Annotated in this window: 16 protein-coding genes; 7 read left to right on the top strand and 9 right to left on the bottom strand. The window is 61.0% G+C overall.

The window, feature by feature from the left end; genetic code table 11:
* Positions 1–426 (bottom strand): NfeD family protein, encoded by a 426-nt coding sequence (locus tag NQ018_RS03580; RefSeq protein ID WP_257058480.1) that lies wholly within the window; start codon positions 424–426, stop codon positions 1–3.
* 23 nt (positions 427–449) lie between these two features.
* Positions 450–1,289, bottom strand: coding sequence for a DUF3097 domain-containing protein (locus tag NQ018_RS03575; RefSeq protein ID WP_373566887.1), 840 nt, complete (start codon positions 1,287–1,289; stop codon positions 450–452).
* Positions 1,290–1,323: 34 nt separating this feature from the next.
* Here NQ018_RS03575 and NQ018_RS03570 point away from each other — a divergent pair, with 34 nt between their 5' ends.
* Positions 1,324–2,091 carry an Rv1486c family protein gene (locus tag NQ018_RS03570; protein ID WP_257058475.1) on the top strand — a complete coding sequence of 256 codons (768 nt, stop codon included), beginning with the start codon at positions 1,324–1,326 and terminating at the stop codon, positions 2,089–2,091.
* On the opposite strand, the gene NQ018_RS03565 is transcribed toward NQ018_RS03570, so the two are convergent.
* Together NQ018_RS03565 and NQ018_RS03560 are read right to left on the bottom strand one after the other, a co-directional pair.
* A complete protein-coding gene (locus NQ018_RS03565) occupies positions 2,055–3,185 on the bottom strand; it encodes a ferrochelatase (protein WP_257058473.1) in 1,131 nt (376 codons plus the stop codon). The genes NQ018_RS03570 and NQ018_RS03565 overlap by 37 nt on opposite strands.
* 121 nt (positions 3,186–3,306) lie before the next feature.
* Complete coding sequence (locus tag NQ018_RS03560) at positions 3,307–4,941, bottom strand: DIP1281 family NlpC/P60 protein (protein WP_306428912.1); 1,635 nt, start codon at positions 4,939–4,941, stop codon at positions 3,307–3,309.
* 804 nt (positions 4,942–5,745) lie between these two features.
* Between NQ018_RS03560 and can the strand changes: the two genes are divergently transcribed.
* The 5 genes from can to NQ018_RS03535 are packed head-to-tail and all read left to right on the top strand — an operon-like array spanning position 5,746 to position 11,547.
* Positions 5,746–8,559, top strand: a complete 2,814-nt coding sequence (can, locus tag NQ018_RS03555; protein ID WP_257058468.1) for an aconitate hydratase — start codon at positions 5,746–5,748, stop codon at positions 8,557–8,559.
* A 54-nt stretch (positions 8,560–8,613) separates the two neighbouring features.
* Positions 8,614–9,186, top strand: a complete 573-nt coding sequence (locus NQ018_RS03550; protein ID WP_257058466.1) for a TetR/AcrR family transcriptional regulator — start codon at positions 8,614–8,616, stop codon at positions 9,184–9,186.
* 6 nt (positions 9,187–9,192) lie between these two features.
* Positions 9,193–9,903 carry a glutamine amidotransferase gene (locus NQ018_RS03545; RefSeq protein ID WP_257038080.1) on the top strand — a complete coding sequence of 237 codons (711 nt, stop codon included), beginning with the start codon at positions 9,193–9,195 and terminating at the stop codon, positions 9,901–9,903.
* A 10-nt stretch (positions 9,904–9,913) separates the two neighbouring features.
* The gene (locus NQ018_RS03540) at positions 9,914–10,183 is read left to right on the top strand and encodes an ACT domain-containing protein (RefSeq protein WP_257038079.1); all 270 of its coding nucleotides are present in this window, start codon (positions 9,914–9,916) and stop codon (positions 10,181–10,183) included.
* Positions 10,183–11,547: a PFL family protein gene (locus tag NQ018_RS03535; protein ID WP_257058464.1), complete on the top strand. Its 1,365-nt coding sequence runs from the start codon at positions 10,183–10,185 to the stop codon at positions 11,545–11,547. Before NQ018_RS03540 ends, NQ018_RS03535 begins: the two co-directional genes overlap by 1 nt.
* Here the strand turns inward: NQ018_RS03535 and NQ018_RS03530 are convergent.
* Entirely contained in the window at positions 11,544–13,175 is a 1,632-nt protein-coding gene (locus NQ018_RS03530; protein WP_257052055.1) for an ABC-F family ATP-binding cassette domain-containing protein, read from the bottom strand. The two genes, NQ018_RS03535 and NQ018_RS03530, sit on opposite strands and share 4 nt — an antisense overlap.
* A 140-nt stretch (positions 13,176–13,315) precedes the next feature.
* Between NQ018_RS03530 and NQ018_RS03525 the strand changes: the two genes are divergently transcribed.
* On the top strand, positions 13,316–14,437 hold the full coding sequence (locus tag NQ018_RS03525; RefSeq protein ID WP_257058461.1) for an HNH endonuclease signature motif containing protein: 1,122 nt from the start codon (positions 13,316–13,318) through the stop codon (positions 14,435–14,437).
* Here NQ018_RS03525 and NQ018_RS03520 read toward each other — a convergent pair.
* From NQ018_RS03520 to sufC, 4 genes are read right to left on the bottom strand one after another with little or no spacing between them, the layout of a single operon-like run.
* On the bottom strand, positions 14,420–14,782 hold the full coding sequence (locus NQ018_RS03520; protein ID WP_257038075.1) for a metal-sulfur cluster assembly factor: 363 nt from the start codon (positions 14,780–14,782) through the stop codon (positions 14,420–14,422). The two genes, NQ018_RS03525 and NQ018_RS03520, sit on opposite strands and share 18 nt — an antisense overlap.
* Positions 14,779–15,225 (bottom strand): Fe-S cluster assembly sulfur transfer protein SufU, encoded by a 447-nt coding sequence (sufU, locus tag NQ018_RS03515; protein ID WP_257038074.1) that lies wholly within the window; start codon positions 15,223–15,225, stop codon positions 14,779–14,781. The genes NQ018_RS03520 and sufU overlap by 4 nt, the downstream gene beginning before the upstream one ends.
* Positions 15,222–16,457 (bottom strand): cysteine desulfurase, encoded by a 1,236-nt coding sequence (locus NQ018_RS03510; RefSeq protein ID WP_257038073.1) that lies wholly within the window; start codon positions 16,455–16,457, stop codon positions 15,222–15,224. The genes sufU and NQ018_RS03510 overlap by 4 nt, the downstream gene beginning before the upstream one ends.
* The gene (sufC, locus tag NQ018_RS03505) at positions 16,454–17,215 is read right to left on the bottom strand and encodes a Fe-S cluster assembly ATPase SufC (protein ID WP_257038072.1); all 762 of its coding nucleotides are present in this window, start codon (positions 17,213–17,215) and stop codon (positions 16,454–16,456) included. Before sufC ends, NQ018_RS03510 begins: the two co-directional genes overlap by 4 nt.
* Positions 17,216–17,226: the final 11 nt, after the last annotated feature.

The following is a 17,226-nucleotide window of genomic DNA, read 5'->3' as shown; positions in this document are numbered from 1 at the left end:
TTAGGCTTTGACTACGACTGCCGTGGATCCATCAATTTGCACAACCTGCACCATGGTTCCGTCCTCGAACACCTCACTGGGATCCAGCGGGCGCGCTGACCAAAAGGTGCCGTCGAGACGCACAATTCCCCCGGCTGCACTGACCTGCTCCACCACGCTGGCAGAAGAACCGACCAGCGCCTTGGTGTCATGGGCCTGGAGAGGTTGTGTTTGCAATCTACGGCGCAGCACCGGCTTGAGAAAAAACAACAGCCCGATGGAGGCGGCCGTAAACACCACGACCTCCACCCACACGGGAACATCCGCAAGCCCAACGCCCGCGGCAGCCAAGGCGCCGCCAGCAAGCATCAGAAACGTCAGCTCACCAGCGAAAATCTCAATGCCGGCGAGCAAAATGGCAACTACTAACCAAATTAATGCACCCACGGACTAAAGGATACAGACGTTTGCTACATCAGGTCGGCCTTGGAAAGGCTCGGGGTGGTGACAAAATCCACCAGGCGCTCCACGGCGCCTACCAACGTAGTGTCCAAGTCCTTGTAGGTGTTCACTGCGGAATACACCCGATTCCAGCCCTCCTTGGGGTCACTCCACCCCACGCGGCGGCACACGCCTGTTTTCCAATCCTCACCATAGGGAACCTCCGGCCACGCGCGCAGCCCCAGGCGCTCCGGCTTGACGGCCGCCCAAATGTCAATGAATGGATGCCCTGTCACCAGCACATCTGGACCCACCTGCTCGGTTAGGCGCGATTCCTTGGAACCCTCCACCAAGTGATCAGCGAGCACCCCCACCCGCCGTTGCGGCGACGGACCGAACTCCTTGAGCCTCGCCTCCAAATTGTCCAGACCCTCTAGGTACTCCACAACCACACCCTCAACGCGCAGGTCGTGCCCCCAAACCTTTTCCACAATGGCCGCGTCGTGAATGCCCTCCACCCAGATCCGCGACGGCGCCGCCACCTTGGCCTGCACATTTTCCACGCGCCGCGAACCGGAATTGGAACGGTTCTGGCGGGGGTCGCGCTGCTCCACGTATCGAGTGAGGGTCACGCGCTGGCCGTCGATCATGAACGCGCCGGGGCGCATCTTGAAAATCCTGGTTGCCCCGCGGCGGTCCTCGAGGCGCACGAAGTCGCCGTCGTAGGTGCGCTCAAACCCCACCACTGCACCCACATAGCCATCGGCGAGCACTTCCACGACCTCGCCCGGCTTGGCCGGTACCTGCGGAAATTGCCGCGGTTGCTTGCGTTGGTGCCCTTGCAAAATGTCGCCACTATACGGATCCATAGGCTCCAAGGGTATCGGCTAGGCTTGAGCAATCATGGATTTGCGCGCACATGTCTACTCCCCAACCCAAAACGCAGCGATATGGTGGGCAGCTTGGCTGTATCATCAGCAAAGTTTCGACGCGCTCAGTGAGGCACTCGAGCAGCTCGGCGGGCTTTTCACCACCCCAGACGGGCGGGGGCTCACCGAGCTGGCGGCATCCGTGCGAAGGCACGCCGAGCTGGATAAGGACCAGGGACGGGAGTCGGAGTCAAGGTTCGCGTTGGGTCCCCGCCACCCGCGGGTGGAATTGCTGCTCGCCGGGCCAGGTAACACCCACGACGCAGGTCAGGCAGCCGCGATAGCAATCTTGAATGCTCAGGAGGAAGCGATGTTGCTCACTCCAAAGTTTCTGCCGGAGGTCACGCTGTGGGAAACGGAGATGCACGGCCCCTTGCGAACGCGGGCATTTTTGAGCCCCGGCGACGCCGACGCCCTGCTCACCCAAGCCACCAACACTGCCGCCCAACTCATCGAATCAATGAATCACGGGCCATCAAGCCACGCAAATCCGCGGCTCACGGTGGGAACTTTGCAGGACTTTTATGAAAACCCCGCGGGGCTGCCCCCAGAGGTGCCGCCGCGGGCGGGCAAACTCATTGCGCGCGCGGACCGCGTTGCAGCGATCGTGGAAACAGTGGTGGACCGCTTAGGCGATCACACCTTTGACCCAGAGCTCCTAGGCCTGGGCAGGCCGATTCGCCTGGCCCGAATGGCCGCGGTGAGCTACTGCTGCGCCGAGTGGGGGCGCTTGCGCGGCTGACAGCACCCCACTGCGCAGGGCGCACCGTCCACGGTGCAGCCGCGCTGAGCCACCGGGCCCTCTACGGGGATGTCCCCAGGAGCCGAAAGCCCCTGCACCAAATCCACCACCAAAGCGGCGAATTCCGGCCACGGACCGACGGTGGCCGCGCGGGCGACTTGCATGCCTAGGTCCTTGGCGGCGTCGGCCAGCTCATTATCCAAATCCCAAACCACTTCCATGTGATCGGAAATGAAGCCAATCGGCACCACAACCACCGCGCTTACGCCCTGGTGGTGGAGCGCTTCCACGTGGTCCACGATGTCCGGCTCGAGCCACGGAATCCGGCCGTTGCCAGAGGCGGACTGCCACACAACGTCGTAGTCCGTGATGCCCAGTCGCTGGGCGGTGCCCGCAGCGGCTTGAGCGACCTGGTTGGAGTAGAGCGTGCCGTCGGAATCGATCCCGGAGCCCTCATCAGCGGGAACCGGAATGGAGTGAGCGGTGAACACCAGGCGCGCTTGCGCCGAAGCCGCCGCGAGCTGCGGATCAGCAAACCCAAGTTCTGCGAAGGCCGCGCGGGTGGCTCGCACCTGCATGTCCAGGAAATCTGGGTGGGCGAAAAACTGGCTGAGCTTGTAAAAGTGCACCTCGCTCAGGCCTTCTTCGGCGATGAGCGCCCGCATCTTTTGGATGTCCTCATCGTATTGATAGCAGCCGGAGTAACCGCCCCACGCGGAGGTGGCGAACACTGCCACGTTCTGATGGCCGGCCTGGGCAATCTCGCGGGCCGCATCCCCCGCGTAGGGCTTCCAGTTGCGGTTGCCAAAGTACACGGGGATATCCAAGCCGCGAGAACGCAACTCCTGCTCAATGTTGGCGATCATCTCCCGGTTGAGCGCATTGAGTGGGCTGACGCCACCGAAGTGGTAATAGTGGGCACCCACCTCATCAAGGCGCTCCGGAGGGATACCGCGCCCAGCGGTAACGTTTTCCAGAAATGGGCGGACCTCATCCATGCCCTCGGGGCCGCCGAAAGACAACAGCAATAAAGCGTCGATTTCCTCAACGGGAATGCTTGCCGGAACGTACTCATAAGTTGTGTGCGGACCCATAAGGAAACAGCATAGAAGAACCTTCGCTTCAAACGAAAGTTGGACAAACAGTTCCACCCCGTGCCTTGCCCCACCATGGCGGTGAGGTTGGTACGGGGTGGCGGGACCTTGGGGCGTGCCCTTAGATCAGGCGCACTGCGTACGGGCTCATCCCAGACCAGCGCACTGGAGAGATGCGGACAGTGGAGCCGGAGTTTGGCGCTTCGAGCATCTGGCCGTCGCCAAGGTAGATTGCCACGTGCTGCTCGGCATTGGGGCCGTAGAAGATCAGGTCACCGCGCTGCATCTCGGATGGGTTGATCTTGGTGCCGCGCTGGTACTGGTAGCCGGTGTAGTGCGGCAGTTCAATGCCAACGCCAGCGAATGCGTAGAGCACCAGGCCGGAGCAGTCAAAGCCCACCTTGTTGAAATCACCGTAGGAGTCGGCAACGCCGCCGTCCCGAATTCCGCGGGTTGGGCCATTCGCATCGCCACCACCCCAGGCGTAGGGGGTGCCAATTTGCGCCATCGCGCGAGAAATCACGGCCTCAATCTTTTCCTCACGGTTCCCGGAAGTCACCGCGGGGGTGGAAGCGCTTGCCGACGCCGCGCTCGTTGCCGGTGCGGAAGCAGATTCACTTGGGATCACGGAGGATTCGGTACCGGTTGCGCCCGCTGCGTCCTCTGTATCTTCGAGGGTCACATAGAGGTCATCGTCTGCCTGCTCAGCGGTGGTGGGCTCGCTGGCCGGGGTCTCAGCAGGGGTTTGCGCCTGGGGTGCGGTGGTGGTTGCACTGACCAGTGCCTCTGCTGCTGCCACGGACTCTCGGCGTGCCTGTTCCTCCCGGGCTGCAGCGGCCTCGGCTTCACGAGCGGCCTGCTCCGCGGCCTCCTTGGCGGCCTTTTCTTCGGCTGCACGCTGTGCCGCTGCGGCTGCCTCGGCCGCACGGCGAGCTTCCTCAGCCTTCTTCCGAGCCTCTTCCTCAGCCTTCTTGCGGGCTTCCTCTGCAGCGAGGTACTGCTCGTATTCGGTGCGCTGGTTCTCGAGCTCGGTGACCTGGCCGCGAGCAGCATCAAGCTCACGCTGCGCCTCTACGCGCTGTGCAATCAGGGCTGCGTGCTCTGCCAGCTTTGCCTCGAGCTCGGCGTTGGAGCGGTCCATCTCCGACTGTACGGTTGCGCGGGCCTGCTCTGCTTCGCCGGCGCGTAGCTCTGCCACGTTGCGGGCCTCGCGGAGGCGAGAATCGTTGTTCGCTTGCTCGGTGCGCAGGCGATCCAAAGTAGCGATGACCTCTCGCTGCTTGTCAGCGTTCACACGGAGATAGGTTTGACGAGCCAGGGCGTCCTCAGTGGTGGCGTTACCAGACACCGCACCCACGCCTGAGCCAGAAGCGGAACGGCGGTACTGGGAACGAGAAATCTCATTGAGCGCAGCTTGCGCCTGAGCGATCTCCTCCTGAGTGGCATCCAAATCGCCGCGCGCGGAGGTCACTTCCTGGCGGGCCTGCTCAGCAGCCTGCTGTGCCACGTCCAAGTCCACTAGGGCCTTGTTCACGGCCTCGCGGAGGCTACCGATGGTGAGCTCAATCGAGGAGATTTGTCCGTCGGCGGCAGAAATAGAAGTAGCGAGTTGCGCCACAGACGCTTCCGAAGAACCGACGGCAGCCTGTGCGGCTGCGATCTCTGCATCGCTTGGGCTCGCGGGCTGTGCGTACGCGAGCGGTGAAAAAGCAACCGCAGTAGCAACAGTGACGGCTGCGATGCGGGTGCCTGCCATCACCAACTGGCGGGTTGGGCGCGCCGCTGCCGCTGGGGTCAAAGCCAAACGAGTCACGTGGTCTCCTAGAGCATTCATATTGGAGCCAATGTATGACTCCTCAAGTTCTCAAACGGCTCACAGGGTCTAGGAGGCAAACTTGATTATTCCAGCGCGTGCTTCCCCACATGCGCGAAAAGGTCTTGCTTCCTTTGAGTCCCAGTTCTGAAGCCCATCCCCCATAGGAAATGAAAGTCAAGTGTCTGGGATCGACCCGTGAGCCGACATTTGAACCATAAAGCACTTGCACCACTTTGTCTGCATCAATTCCAACCAATCCCGCTAGAAAACCTGCGTCACATAAGTCCCAATTTTCACAGGGGCGTGTCTGACCTGCGACGATATTGTTGCCAAAACGTTACTGTGATTTAAGTTACATTTTCAATACTGTCCGGCGTGGCGCATTGACTTCTCCGTACCGAACTACTCACCAACCCTCAACCGTTGCTTCAGGATAGTAAATGATACAAACTTGATCTAAGTCACTCTCTACCCTTGTAGCTTGATTCCGTCCCGCAGCCACACGATGTTGGGGAACGCTGCGGCGCTGGGCTCGTCGTAACACGCCTGCGCAGCGGAAGATACAGCCCCGTTTGTGGGTGGATGCCAACGCCAAACGGAAGCTACACCGCGCCCATACGGGGTGAATCCGCAACAACAGGACAGCCGTACTGTTAGGATGTGCGTGAGGCGACGCGCCTTTTGCTGCGCGCGCAACGATCACCTGCAGAAAATCAACATTTCCTATATGAAGTGGAGCTCACTGTGACCGAAAGCAAGAACTCCTTTAACGCCAAGCAGAAGCTTGAAGTTGGCGGGAAGTCTTACGACTACTTCGCCCTCAGCGCTGTGGAAGGCATGGAGAAACTTCCTTACTCCCTGAAGGTTCTTGGTGAGAACCTCCTGCGCACCGAAGACGGCGCAAACATCACCACCGAACACATCCAGGCAATCGCAAACTGGGACCCAAGCGCTGAGCCAAGCGTGGAAATCCAGTTCACCCCTGCACGCGTGCTCATGCAGGACTTCACCGGCGTTCCTTGTGTGGTGGACCTCGCTACCATGCGTGAGGCCGTGAAGACCCTGGGTGGCGACCCAAACAAGGTCAACCCACTCAACCCAGCAGAAATGGTGATCGACCACTCCGTGATCATCGAGGCCTTCGGCGCTTCCGATGCACTGGAGAAGAACGTTGAGATCGAGTACGAGCGCAACGAAGAGCGCTACCAGTTCCTGCGCTGGGGTGCGGAGAACTTCTCCAACTTCCGCGTGGTTCCTCCAGGAACCGGCATCGTCCACCAGGTGAACATCGAGTACCTGGCTCGCGTGGTCTTTGACAACGAAGGCCTGGCCTACCCAGACACCTGTATTGGTACCGACTCCCACACCACCATGGAAAACGGCCTGGGCATCCTGGGCTGGGGTGTGGGCGGCATCGAGGCTGAGGCTGCAATGCTCGGCCAGCCAGTGTCCATGCTCATCCCACGCGTTGTGGGCTTCAAGCTCACCGGTGAGATCCCAGCCGGCGTGACCGCAACCGACGTGGTGCTCACCATCACCGACATGCTCCGCCAGCACGGCGTGGTGCAGAAGTTCGTGGAGTTCTACGGCAACGGTGTGAAGTCCATCCCACTGGCAAACCGCGCCACCATCGGCAACATGTCCCCAGAGTTCGGCTCCACCTGTGCGATCTTCCCGATCGACGAAGAAACCATCAAGTACCTCCACCTCACCGGCCGCCCAGAAGAGCAGATCGAGCTCGTTGAAGCCTACGCAAAGGCACAGGGCATGTGGCTGGAGCAGGACGCACCTGAGGCAGAGTACTCCGAGTACCTCGAACTGGACCTCTCCACCGTTGTCCCATCCATCGCAGGCCCCAAGCGCCCACAGGACCGCATCCTGCAGTCCGAGGCAAAGCAGCAGTTCCGTAAGGACCTCACCTCCTACACCACCGACGAGGTGTGCCGCGACGAGTCCATCCCAGCCATCAAGATGGGTGCGGAGGGCGAAGGCAACGACCCAGCACCAGTGCGCGAGGCTGGCTTCAACTCCTCCCGCGCAGGCAACGGCGAGTCCGCAGCAGCCGGCGCAACCGGCCGCCCATCCAAGCCAGTAACCGTGCAGTCCCCCAACGGCGGCGAGTTCACCCTCGACCACGGCATGGTTGCCATCGCTTCCATCACCTCCTGCACCAACACCTCCAACCCATCCGTCATGGTGGGCGCAGGCCTCATTGCCCGCAAGGCAAATGAAAAGGGCCTCAAGGCAAAGCCATGGGTCAAGACCATCTGTGCACCGGGCTCCCAGGTTGTGGACGGTTACTACCAGCGCGCCGACCTCTGGAAGGACCTCGAGGCCCTGGGCTTCTACCTCTCGGGCTTTGGCTGCGCATCCTGCATTGGTAACTCCGGCCCGCTTCCAGAGGAAGTCTCCGAAGCAATCAACGAGCACGACCTCGCCGCAACCGCCGTCCTCTCCGGCAACCGCAACTTCGAAGGCCGCATCTCCCCAGACGTGAAGATGAACTACCTGGCCTCCCCAATCATGGTCATCGCCTACGCCATCGCCGGCACCATGGACTTTGACTTTGAAACCCAGGCACTTGGCCAAGACCAAGACGGCAACGACGTGTTCCTTCGCGACATCTGGCCATCCACCGAAGAGATCGAAGAGACCATTGCTTCCGCAATCTCCCGCGAGCTCTACGAGGCCGACTACGCAGACGTGTTCAAGGGCGACGAGCAGTGGCAGGCCATCAAGATCCCAACCGGCTCCACCTTCGAGTGGGACGAGGCCTCCACCTACATCCGCAAGGCTCCATACTTCGATGACATGGGCATCGAACCAGAGCCTGTCACCGACATCACCGGCGCACGCGTGCTGGCGAAGCTCGGCGACTCCGTGACCACCGACCACATCTCCCCTGCGTCCTCCATCAAGCCGGGCACCCCAGCCGCCCAGTACCTGGACGCCAACGGTGTGGAGCGCAATGACTACAACTCGCTGGGTTCCCGCCGCGGCAACCACGAGGTCATGATGCGCGGCACCTTTGCCAACATCCGTCTGGCAAACCAGCTCGTGGACGTCACCGGCGGTTACACCTTGGACTTCACCAAGGAAGACAAGCCACAGTCCTTCATCTTCGACGCCTGCCAGAACTACAAGGCAGCCGGCATCCCACTGGTGGTGCTGGGTGGCAAGGAGTACGGCACCGGTTCCTCCCGCGACTGGGCTGCAAAGGGCACCAACCTGCTCGGTGTGAAGGCCGTGATCACCGAGTCCTTCGAGCGCATCCACCGCTCCAACCTCATCGGCATGGGTGTGATCCCACTGCAGTTCCCTGAGGGCGAATCCCACGAGTCCCTGGGCCTCGACGGCCACGAGACCTTCGATATCACCGGTATCGAGGAGCTCAACGAAGGCCGCACCCCGAAGACCGTGCACGTCACCGCCACGAAGGAAAACGGCGAGAAGGTTGAATTCGACGCTGTGGTGCGCATCGACACCCCAGGTGAAGCCGACTACTACCGCCACGGCGGCATCCTGCAGTACGTGCTGCGCCAGATGATCAAGGCGTAACACCACAAAAGGGGGCTGCGTGCCCCCTTTTTTTTCCACCCAAGGAGATCCCCAATGCCAATCGTTAGCACCACCGAGCTCACGCAACGGCGCCAGGAAATCCTTGAAGGCGCACGGCGCTGCTTCGCCGAATACGGCTATGAATCAGCGACCGTGCGCAGGTTGGAAGAAAGCATCGGGAAATCCCGCGGCGCAATCTTCCACCACTTCGGTGACAAGGAAAATCTCTTCCTCGCCCTCGCGCGAGAAGACGCCACCCGCATGGCAGAAGTAGTAGCCGCAAACGGCCTAGTAGCAGTGATGCGTGACATGCTCGCCCACCCCGAACGCCACGACTGGCTCGCAACACGCCTCGAAATCACCAAAATGCTACGCACCGACTCCACCTTCCGCGCCAGGTGGCAAGCACACCAACAAGTACTGGATCAGGCGGTCCGCGCACGACTCGAAGCCAACGCCGCATCAGGGCGGATGCGAGACGACGTTCCCATCTCTGTACTACACACATATCTGGAAACCATGCTCGACGGGTTCATCACCCGCCTCGCCTCAGGCGCCCCCACCGAAGACCTCGACGCCGTGCTCAGCCTCGTGGAACAATCCGTGCGCGCGCATGCAGTACACTAGCCCGTTATGGTCAACATCCTGCTCGTCTCCCCACGCAAAGGCGAACACATCGCCGCCGCAGAATACCAAGACGTCCTCAAAGCAACCGGGCTCACCCCTGACCAAGTGACCCACCGAATGCTTGACGACGCCACCAAGACCGTAGGGGACACGGCTGGATTTGACGGCATCATCGTAGGCGGCAGCCCGCTGCTGGTCACCTCACCTGAATACGACGACTGGCAACTCCAAGTACACAAAGAGCTGGAAGCACTCCTAGCCAACCCCCTGCCAGTATTCTTCCTCTGCTACGGCAACACCTTCGTGGCCAGCATCACCGGAGGATCAGTGAACAGGGAATGGGCGGAAGACTCAGGGCCCACCGTCGTCCGACTCACCGAAGCTGGCCTCAACGACCCCATCACCTCCGGCCTCCCCGCCGAATTCCTCGCGGTCACCGGGCACACCGAGAACGCTGCGAGCGTCGGTACCGGAGTGGAACTCCTTGCCACCGGCCCCACCTGCCCGATCCAAATCGTGCGCGCCAACGCCAGCACCTGGGCCTGCCAATTCCACGCCGAGATGGACGCCGACGCGCTGCAAACCCGGATGGACTTCTACTACGACTACGGCTACTTCTCCCCCGCCGACTACGACACAATTGTGGCAACCACCCACAAATACACATACGACGGCGCACACCAGGTGCTGCGCAACTTCGTAGCCTATTGCGAGTAACATCACTGGCATGTTTGCCATCATGACTGTGACCGGTGTAGACCACACCGGCATCATCGCTGCCGTGTCCACCGCCTGTGCCGAAATGAACGTGAATATTCACAACGTCTCCCAAACCCTCATGGGTGAATACTTCACCATGATCCTGCACGTTGCCTTCGACGAAGCAGAGGTGGACATCGCCACCATTCAGGAGCGGATGGACGCAGTGGGCGAGCAAGAGCAACTGGTGATCCGCATCCAGTCACAGGCCATCTTCGACGCAATGAACGTGATCTAATGACCATCCAACACTCAGCGTCAAATATCCTCGACACCATCGAAATGATCGAGCAATACCGGCTCGACATCCGCACCGTTACCATGGGTATCTCCCTGCTCGACTGCGTGCGAGGCACCATGGAAGACACCTGCGATGCCGTCTACCAAAAAATCACCACACAGGCAGAACACCTAGTTGCGCAGTGCGAAAGCATCGAGCGGGAACTCGGCATCCCCATCGTCAATAAACGCATCTCCGTCACCCCGATCGCCCTGATCACCTCTGCCGTTGAGGGCTCCCCCGTAGCACTCGCCCACGCACTCGACCGAGCGGCGAAAGAAGTGGGAGTGAACTTCATCGGCGGCTACTCCGCCATTGTGGAAAAAGGCATGACCGCCGGGGACGAGCGCCTGATCCGATCCATCCCCGAAGCCCTCACCGAGACCGACGTCGTATGCTCGTCAGTCAACATCGGTTCCTCCCGCGCCGGCATCAACATGGACGCCGTGGCACTCATGGGCGAAGTGATCAAGGACGCCGCCGCACGCACCGCCGACCGCAGCGCCATCGCCTGCGCCAAACTCGTGGTGTTCGCCAACGCCGTAGGCGACAACCCCTTCATGGCCGGCGCCTTCCACGGCGTAGAGGAACCAGACTGCGTGGTATCCGTGGGCGTCTCCGGCCCAGGTGTGGTCAACCGTGCGCTCGGCGACCTCGACGGCGCGACTCTCGACGAAGTGGCCGAAGCCATCAAAAAGGCGGCCTTCAAAATCACCCGTGCCGGCCAACTCGTGGGCACCATGGCATCCGAACGGCTCGGCGTGCCATTTGGTATCGTCGATCTCTCCCTAGCCCCCACCGCGGAGCTCGGCGATTCCGTCGCACACATCATGGAGCACATGGGGCTTGCGCAGGTGGGCACCCACGGCACCACCGCAGCACTCGCGCTGCTCAACGACGCCGTCAAGAAAGGCGGCATGATGGCATGCTCGCGGGTGGGCGGGCTGTCCGGCTCCTTCATCCCCGTGTCCGAGGACAAGGGCATGATCGACGCCGTCCGCGCGGGCAACATCAGCATCGACAAGCTCGAGGCCATGACCGCAATCTGCTCCGTGGGACTAGACATGGTGGCAATCCCAGGCGACACCAGCGCCAGCCTCATCTCCGGGATGATCGCCGACGAAGCCGCCATCGGCGTCATGAACCACAAAACCACCGCCGTGCGCGTCATCCCGGTACCCGGCACCAAACCCGGCGACGAAGTGAACTTCGGCGGGCTACTCGGCTACGCCCCCGTCATCCCCGTCTCCCAAGTAGACAACGCCGCCTTCATCAGCCGCGGAGGATTCATCCCTGCGCCCGTACACGGATTCCGGAACTAAGCCAGCTCCACCAACTCCATGTAATCATCGCTCCACAAATCCTCATCGCCATCCGGCAAAACGATCACACGCTCAGGCTCAAGGGCCTTCACTGCGCCTGGGTCGTGTGTCACCAACACCACCGCGCCCGAATACGTCCGCAACGCATCAAGAACCTGCTCGCGCGACACCGGGTCCAGGTTATTGGTGGGCTCATCAAGGAGAAGGACGTTGGCTCGGGAGCTCACGAGCGCGGCAAGGGCTAGGCGGGTTTTCTCACCACCAGACAGCGTGCCGGCCGGCTGATCAAGCTGCTCCCCCTGGAACATAAACGCACCGAGCAGGCCACGCAGGTCCTGCTCCCCCGCCTCCGGGCAAGCCTCAATGGTGTTCTGCCACACCGACTTCTCAGGGTCGATCGTGTCATGCTCCTGGGCAAAGTAACCGATCTTCAGCCCGTGACCTGTAACGATGCCGCCTTCGCCGTCGGTACGCTCCACACCCGCCAACAGTTTCAGCAACGTGGTCTTGCCCGCGCCGTTGTAACCCAGCACCACCACGCGGGAACCCTTGTCAATGGCAAGGTCCACACCGGCGAACACCTCCAGGGAGCCGTACATCTTGGTCAGCCCCTTCGCATTCAGAGGGGTCTTGCCGCAAGCAGCCGGCTCAGGAAAGGAGATGTTTGCCACCCTATCCGCCTGCCGGACATCATCCAGCGAACCCAACATGCGATCCGCGCGTGCCAACATCTGCTTCGCCGCAGCCGCCTTCGTTGCCTTCGCACCCAAGCGCGCGGCCTGATCCCGCAGCGCAGAGGCCTTCTTCTCCGCATTCGCGCGCTCACGACGGCGACGAGCCTCATCCGTAGCACGGGCGTCCAAATACTTCTTGAACCCCATGTTGTACACATCGGCCTCGGCGCGGACAGCATCGAGGAACCAAATCTTGTTGCAGACAGCTTCAAGGAGATCCACGTCGTGGGAAATCATGATCAGGCCGCCTTCATGCTTGGAAAGGAAGCCGCGCAGCCAGGTGATCGAATCCGCATCAAGGTGGTTCGTGGGCTCGTCAAGGAGGAGGGTGGTCTGGGACTTCCCCGAACCCGCGGAAGCAGCGAAAAGGATCTGCGCCAACTCGACGCGGCGGCGCTGGCCACCGGAGAGGGTTTTGAGCTGCTGTTCTAAGATGCGGGCGGGAAGGCCCAGGTTGTCGCAAATCTGGGCGGCTTCTGCGTTGGCCTCATAGCCACCGAGCGCGTGATAGCGCTCCTCCAGGCGGGCGTACTTCTTAATTGCCTGATCCCGCTTGGCTTCCGACTCCGTAGTTTCCATGATCTCCTGCTGGCGCTCCATGTTGCGGATGATGGAGTCCAGGCCGCGGGCGGAGAGGACGCGGTCACGGGCCGTCTGCTCGATGTTGCCCTCACGGGAGTCCTGGGGGAGGTAGCCGATCTCACCGCTGCGGGTCACCGAGCCGGCGTATGGTTCAGTTTCCCCTGCAAGTATGCGCATGGTGGTGGTTTTGCCTGCGCCGTTGCGGCCAACGAGTCCTATCCGGTCTCCGGGCTGCACACGGAGATGCTGGCCGGGTGCGTTGAGGAGGGTGCGTGCACCGACGCGGACTTCAAAATCATTGGTCACAATCACCGGACGATTGTACCAATTGTCAAGTGGGTGACTTCGCGGGGCGGGCGTTCTGTGGAAAACTTGGCCGAATTCCACAGGAGCGGCGGGTTGGGTGCTGTTTGCCATTGCAGCGGGATTGACTTGCTGGTTACCTAGCCGCCATGAACACTTTTGATGTTGCGCGCGCCTACACAGGCCTGGGGGTTGACTTTCTTGTCGACGTCGCCAGGGCTGCGCGCAGCATGCCTCGAGCGCAGCTCGCGGAGACGCTGGGTATGGAAACCAGCGAAGTGGGGCGGCTGCTTTGGATCCACGGTTTCTACACCGGCGCTGCGGTGAAGCGGGCGGCGAAAGGCTACGGGCTTGGGGTGTTGCGGGTGCTGGCGTCCGCGGTGAACCAGCTCACGGCGAAGGATGTCTCTCGGGATGAGGTGCTGATTGAGTGCCTGAAGGCTGTGGCTGGGATGAGCGTGGACAAGGCGAAGGCACAAGCAATTGCCATTGTGCGAGAGCACAATCTCACGGGCGTGCCGGTGAAGCGGCTGCCGAAGGCCCAGACGCAGAAGAAGGCAGACGCTGCCGGGCAGCGGCGGTTGATGGGGCAGTTTGCGGACGCCGACCTCACGCAGGTCGAGCAAAACCTCGCGCCGCGGGTGCGTCAGCTCATGAAGAACGAGGGCATGGAGCATGCGCAGGCGTTCGCAGTGGCAATGCTGGAGCTGCTGAAAGGCGGGCAGCCGCACACCAAAAAGGTCTACATGCCACTGCTCTTCCTCCCACTGCGCCCCAGCGAGGGCTATTTCAGCGACGGGCATGTGTACACCGCTGATGGGTGTGGCGTGCCTCTCCATGAGCTCGACGGTGTGGAGATCTCCGATACTGGTTTCGTGATCGTGAGTGCAGCCAATGAAAAAGGTGAGATCATGGCAGAGGCGTTGCCAATCCGACGTTTCGCCAACGACGGGGAACGCCTGGTCATGCGCACCGAGCTCATGATCTGCCCGCACCCAGACTGCGACATGCCGGCATGGAAGTGCCAGTACCACCACATTCAGGCCTGGTCCAATGGTGGAGCCACAGTAATTGAGAACATGATGCTGCTGTGTAGACCACACAATGCCGCAAACGATGACGGGGACCGAGACAAAAATGGGCGGATGTTCCGCGACGCGCGCGGAAGACCCGCCTTCAGGAGGCACGATAAAGCGCCACCTGAATACAACAGCCACCCCGCCACCAAAAAAGGATGGCGAGCGGAAGCTGAACTACACGCTGAAGCCTAGCGCCCGAAGCTGCTCGCGGCCGTCTTCAGTGATCATGTGCGGCCCCCAAGGCGGCATCCACACCCAATTGATGGTGAGCTTGGATGCTGCCCCATTGCCGACCACTGCGGACTGTGCCTGGTCTTCCAGCACGTCCGTAAGTGGGCAAGCGGGTGAGGTCAGGGTCATGTTCACCTGTGCTTCATCGTTGTTTTCGATCCAGATGTCGTAAACGAGACCTAGGTCTACAACATTGATTCCGAGCTCAGGATCGATCACATCGCGCAAGTACTCCTCCACGTCTGCAGCGCGGGCCAGATCTGCTTCGGACTGCTCGGGTTTCGTTGGCACAGCTTCTTCAGTCATTTTTTCTCCAATGCATCAGCAGTTGCAGCTTGGAAGGCCTTCCAACCAAGCAGAGCGCACTTTACGCGCGCAGGGTATTTGGCCACACCAGCAAAGGCCACACCGTCACCGATGACCTCTGGGTCACCCTCCACGGTGCCGCGGGAGGTCACCATCGTTTCAAACTCCGCAAGCTTGTGCAGCGCCTCATCCACGTTTAGACCCACGATTTCTTCCGCCATCACAGAGGTGGAGGCTTGGGAAATGGAGCAACCTTGAGCTTCGTAGGAAACATCGGCCACTGTTTGTCCGTCGTCGGAAAGGAGTACCCGGAGCGTGATTTCATCACCGCACGAAGGATTGACGTGGTGAACCTCTGAGTTGAAGTCTTCACGCAGCCCTGCGTGGTGAGGGTGTTTGTAGTGATCCAGGATCACTTCCTGGTACATGGATTCAAGGTTCATTGGAAAAATTCCTTGGCGTCCTCGATGGCTGCGGCCAGTCGGTCGATTTCGTCCTTCGTGTTGTAGAGGTAGAAAGATGCCCGTGCGGTGGACTGCACACCGAGGCTTCGGTGAATTGGCCATGCGCAGTGGTGCCCGACCCGGATGCAGACGCCCCGGTCGTCGAGTACCTGCCCTAGGTCGTGGGGGTGGATGCCATCAACAACAAAGCTGATTGCCCCGCCGCGGTTTTCCGCGGTGGTTGGTCCCACGATCTGAAGCCCCTCAATCGCCTGCAGTTTCTCCAGAGCATAGGCCGTGAGCTCGTGTTCGTGAGCTGCGATGTTTTCCATCCCGATCTCGGAGAGGAACTCCACTGCCGCCCCTAAACCTACTACTTGGCTAGTCATCTGCGTTCCAGCCTCGAAGCGCTGCGGCGGCGCGGCATAGGTGGTGTGCTCCATGGTGACCACTTCGATCATCGATCCGCCCGTGAGGAACGGCGGGAGCGCGGCTAGGTGTTCACGTTTGCCGTATACAGCCCCCACACCACTCGGCCCGCACATCTTGTGCCCCGAGAACGCCGCGAAGTCTACGTCGAGCTCATGGAAGTTCACTGGCATGTGCGGGACGGACTGGCACGCGTCTAGTACCACGAGCGCCCCTACTTCCCTCGCCCGCCGCACGAGCTCCTGTACCGGCGCCACGGCTCCAGTTACGTTTGATTGGTGGGTGAACGCTACCACTTTCACGGTGTCGTCGAGTTCAAGTGAGTCTAGGTCGATTCGTCCGTCTGGGGTGGCGGCGTACCATTTGAGGGTTGCACCGGTGCGTTTGCAGAGCTCTTGCCATGGCACGAGGTTGGCGTGGTGTTCAAGTTCGGTGATGACAACGGTGTCGCCTTCGCCCACGTGCAGCTCCCCTGCTTCTGGGTTGCTGAGGGTGTAGGCGATAAGGTTAAGCGCCTCGGTGGCGTTTTTGGTGAACGCGAGTTCGTCGCCGTGGGCGCCCACGAACGCAGCAATTTTGTCACGTGCTGCTTCGTAGGCGTCGGTTGCTTCCTCGGCTAGTTGGTATGCCCCGCGGTGCACGGGGGCGAAGGTCTCTAGCACGAAGCGGCGTTCTGCTTCCCACACCGAGGTTGGGCGTTGCGACGTGGCCCCGGAGTCCAGGTAGGCAAGGGTGGCTCCGCCGCGCACGGTTCGTTCCAGGATAGGGAATTCGGCACGGATTGCCTCGGTGTTGAGCGTCATGATTGCAGGAATTTGTCGTAGCCGTTTGCTTCGAGTTCGTCGGCGAGTTCTGGTCCGCCGGACGTCACGATCTTGCCATTGGCGAACACGTGCACGTAGTCAGGCTGCACGTAGTTGAGGATGCGCTTGTAGTGGGTGATCATGAGGATGCCGCCGCCGGTTTCTTCCTGGTAGCGGTTGATGCCCTCGGAGACGATGCGCAGTGCGTCCACGTCGAGTCCGGAGTCGGTTTCGTCCATTACTGCGAACTTGGGGCGCAGCAGGTCGAGCTGCAGCACTTCGTGGCGCTTCTTTTCGCCGCCAGAAAAGCCTTCGTTGACGGAGCGCTCGGAGAACGCTGGGTCAATCACGAGTTGTTCTTGTGCGGTGCGCACTTCCTTGACCCATTCGCGCAGCTTGGGTGCTTCGCCGCGGACGGCGGTTGCAGCGGTGCGCAGGAAGTTGGCCATGGAGACGCCTGGGATTTCGGTTGGGTACTGCATGGCCAGGAAGAGGCCGGCGCGTGCGCGCTCGTCTACTTCGAGTTCGAGGATGTTTTCCCCGTCCAGCAGCACTTCACCTTCGGTGATTTCGTAGCGTGGGTGGCCTGCCAGGGTGTAGGCGAGGGTGGATTTGCCGGAGCCGTTGGGGCCCATGATGGCGTGGGTTTCACCGGAGTTGATGGTGAGGTTTACGCCCTTGAGGATTGGCTTTGGCTCTGCATTTTCGTCGGAGGGGATGACTTGGGCGTGGAGGTTGCGGATTTCAAGAGTGCTCATGTGGGTGTTCC

This window comes from Corynebacterium kozikiae (assembly GCF_024580965.1).
Classification (GTDB): domain Bacteria; phylum Actinomycetota; class Actinomycetes; order Mycobacteriales; family Mycobacteriaceae; genus Corynebacterium; species Corynebacterium kozikiae.
This window is presented reverse-complemented; position numbering and strand designations above follow the sequence as displayed.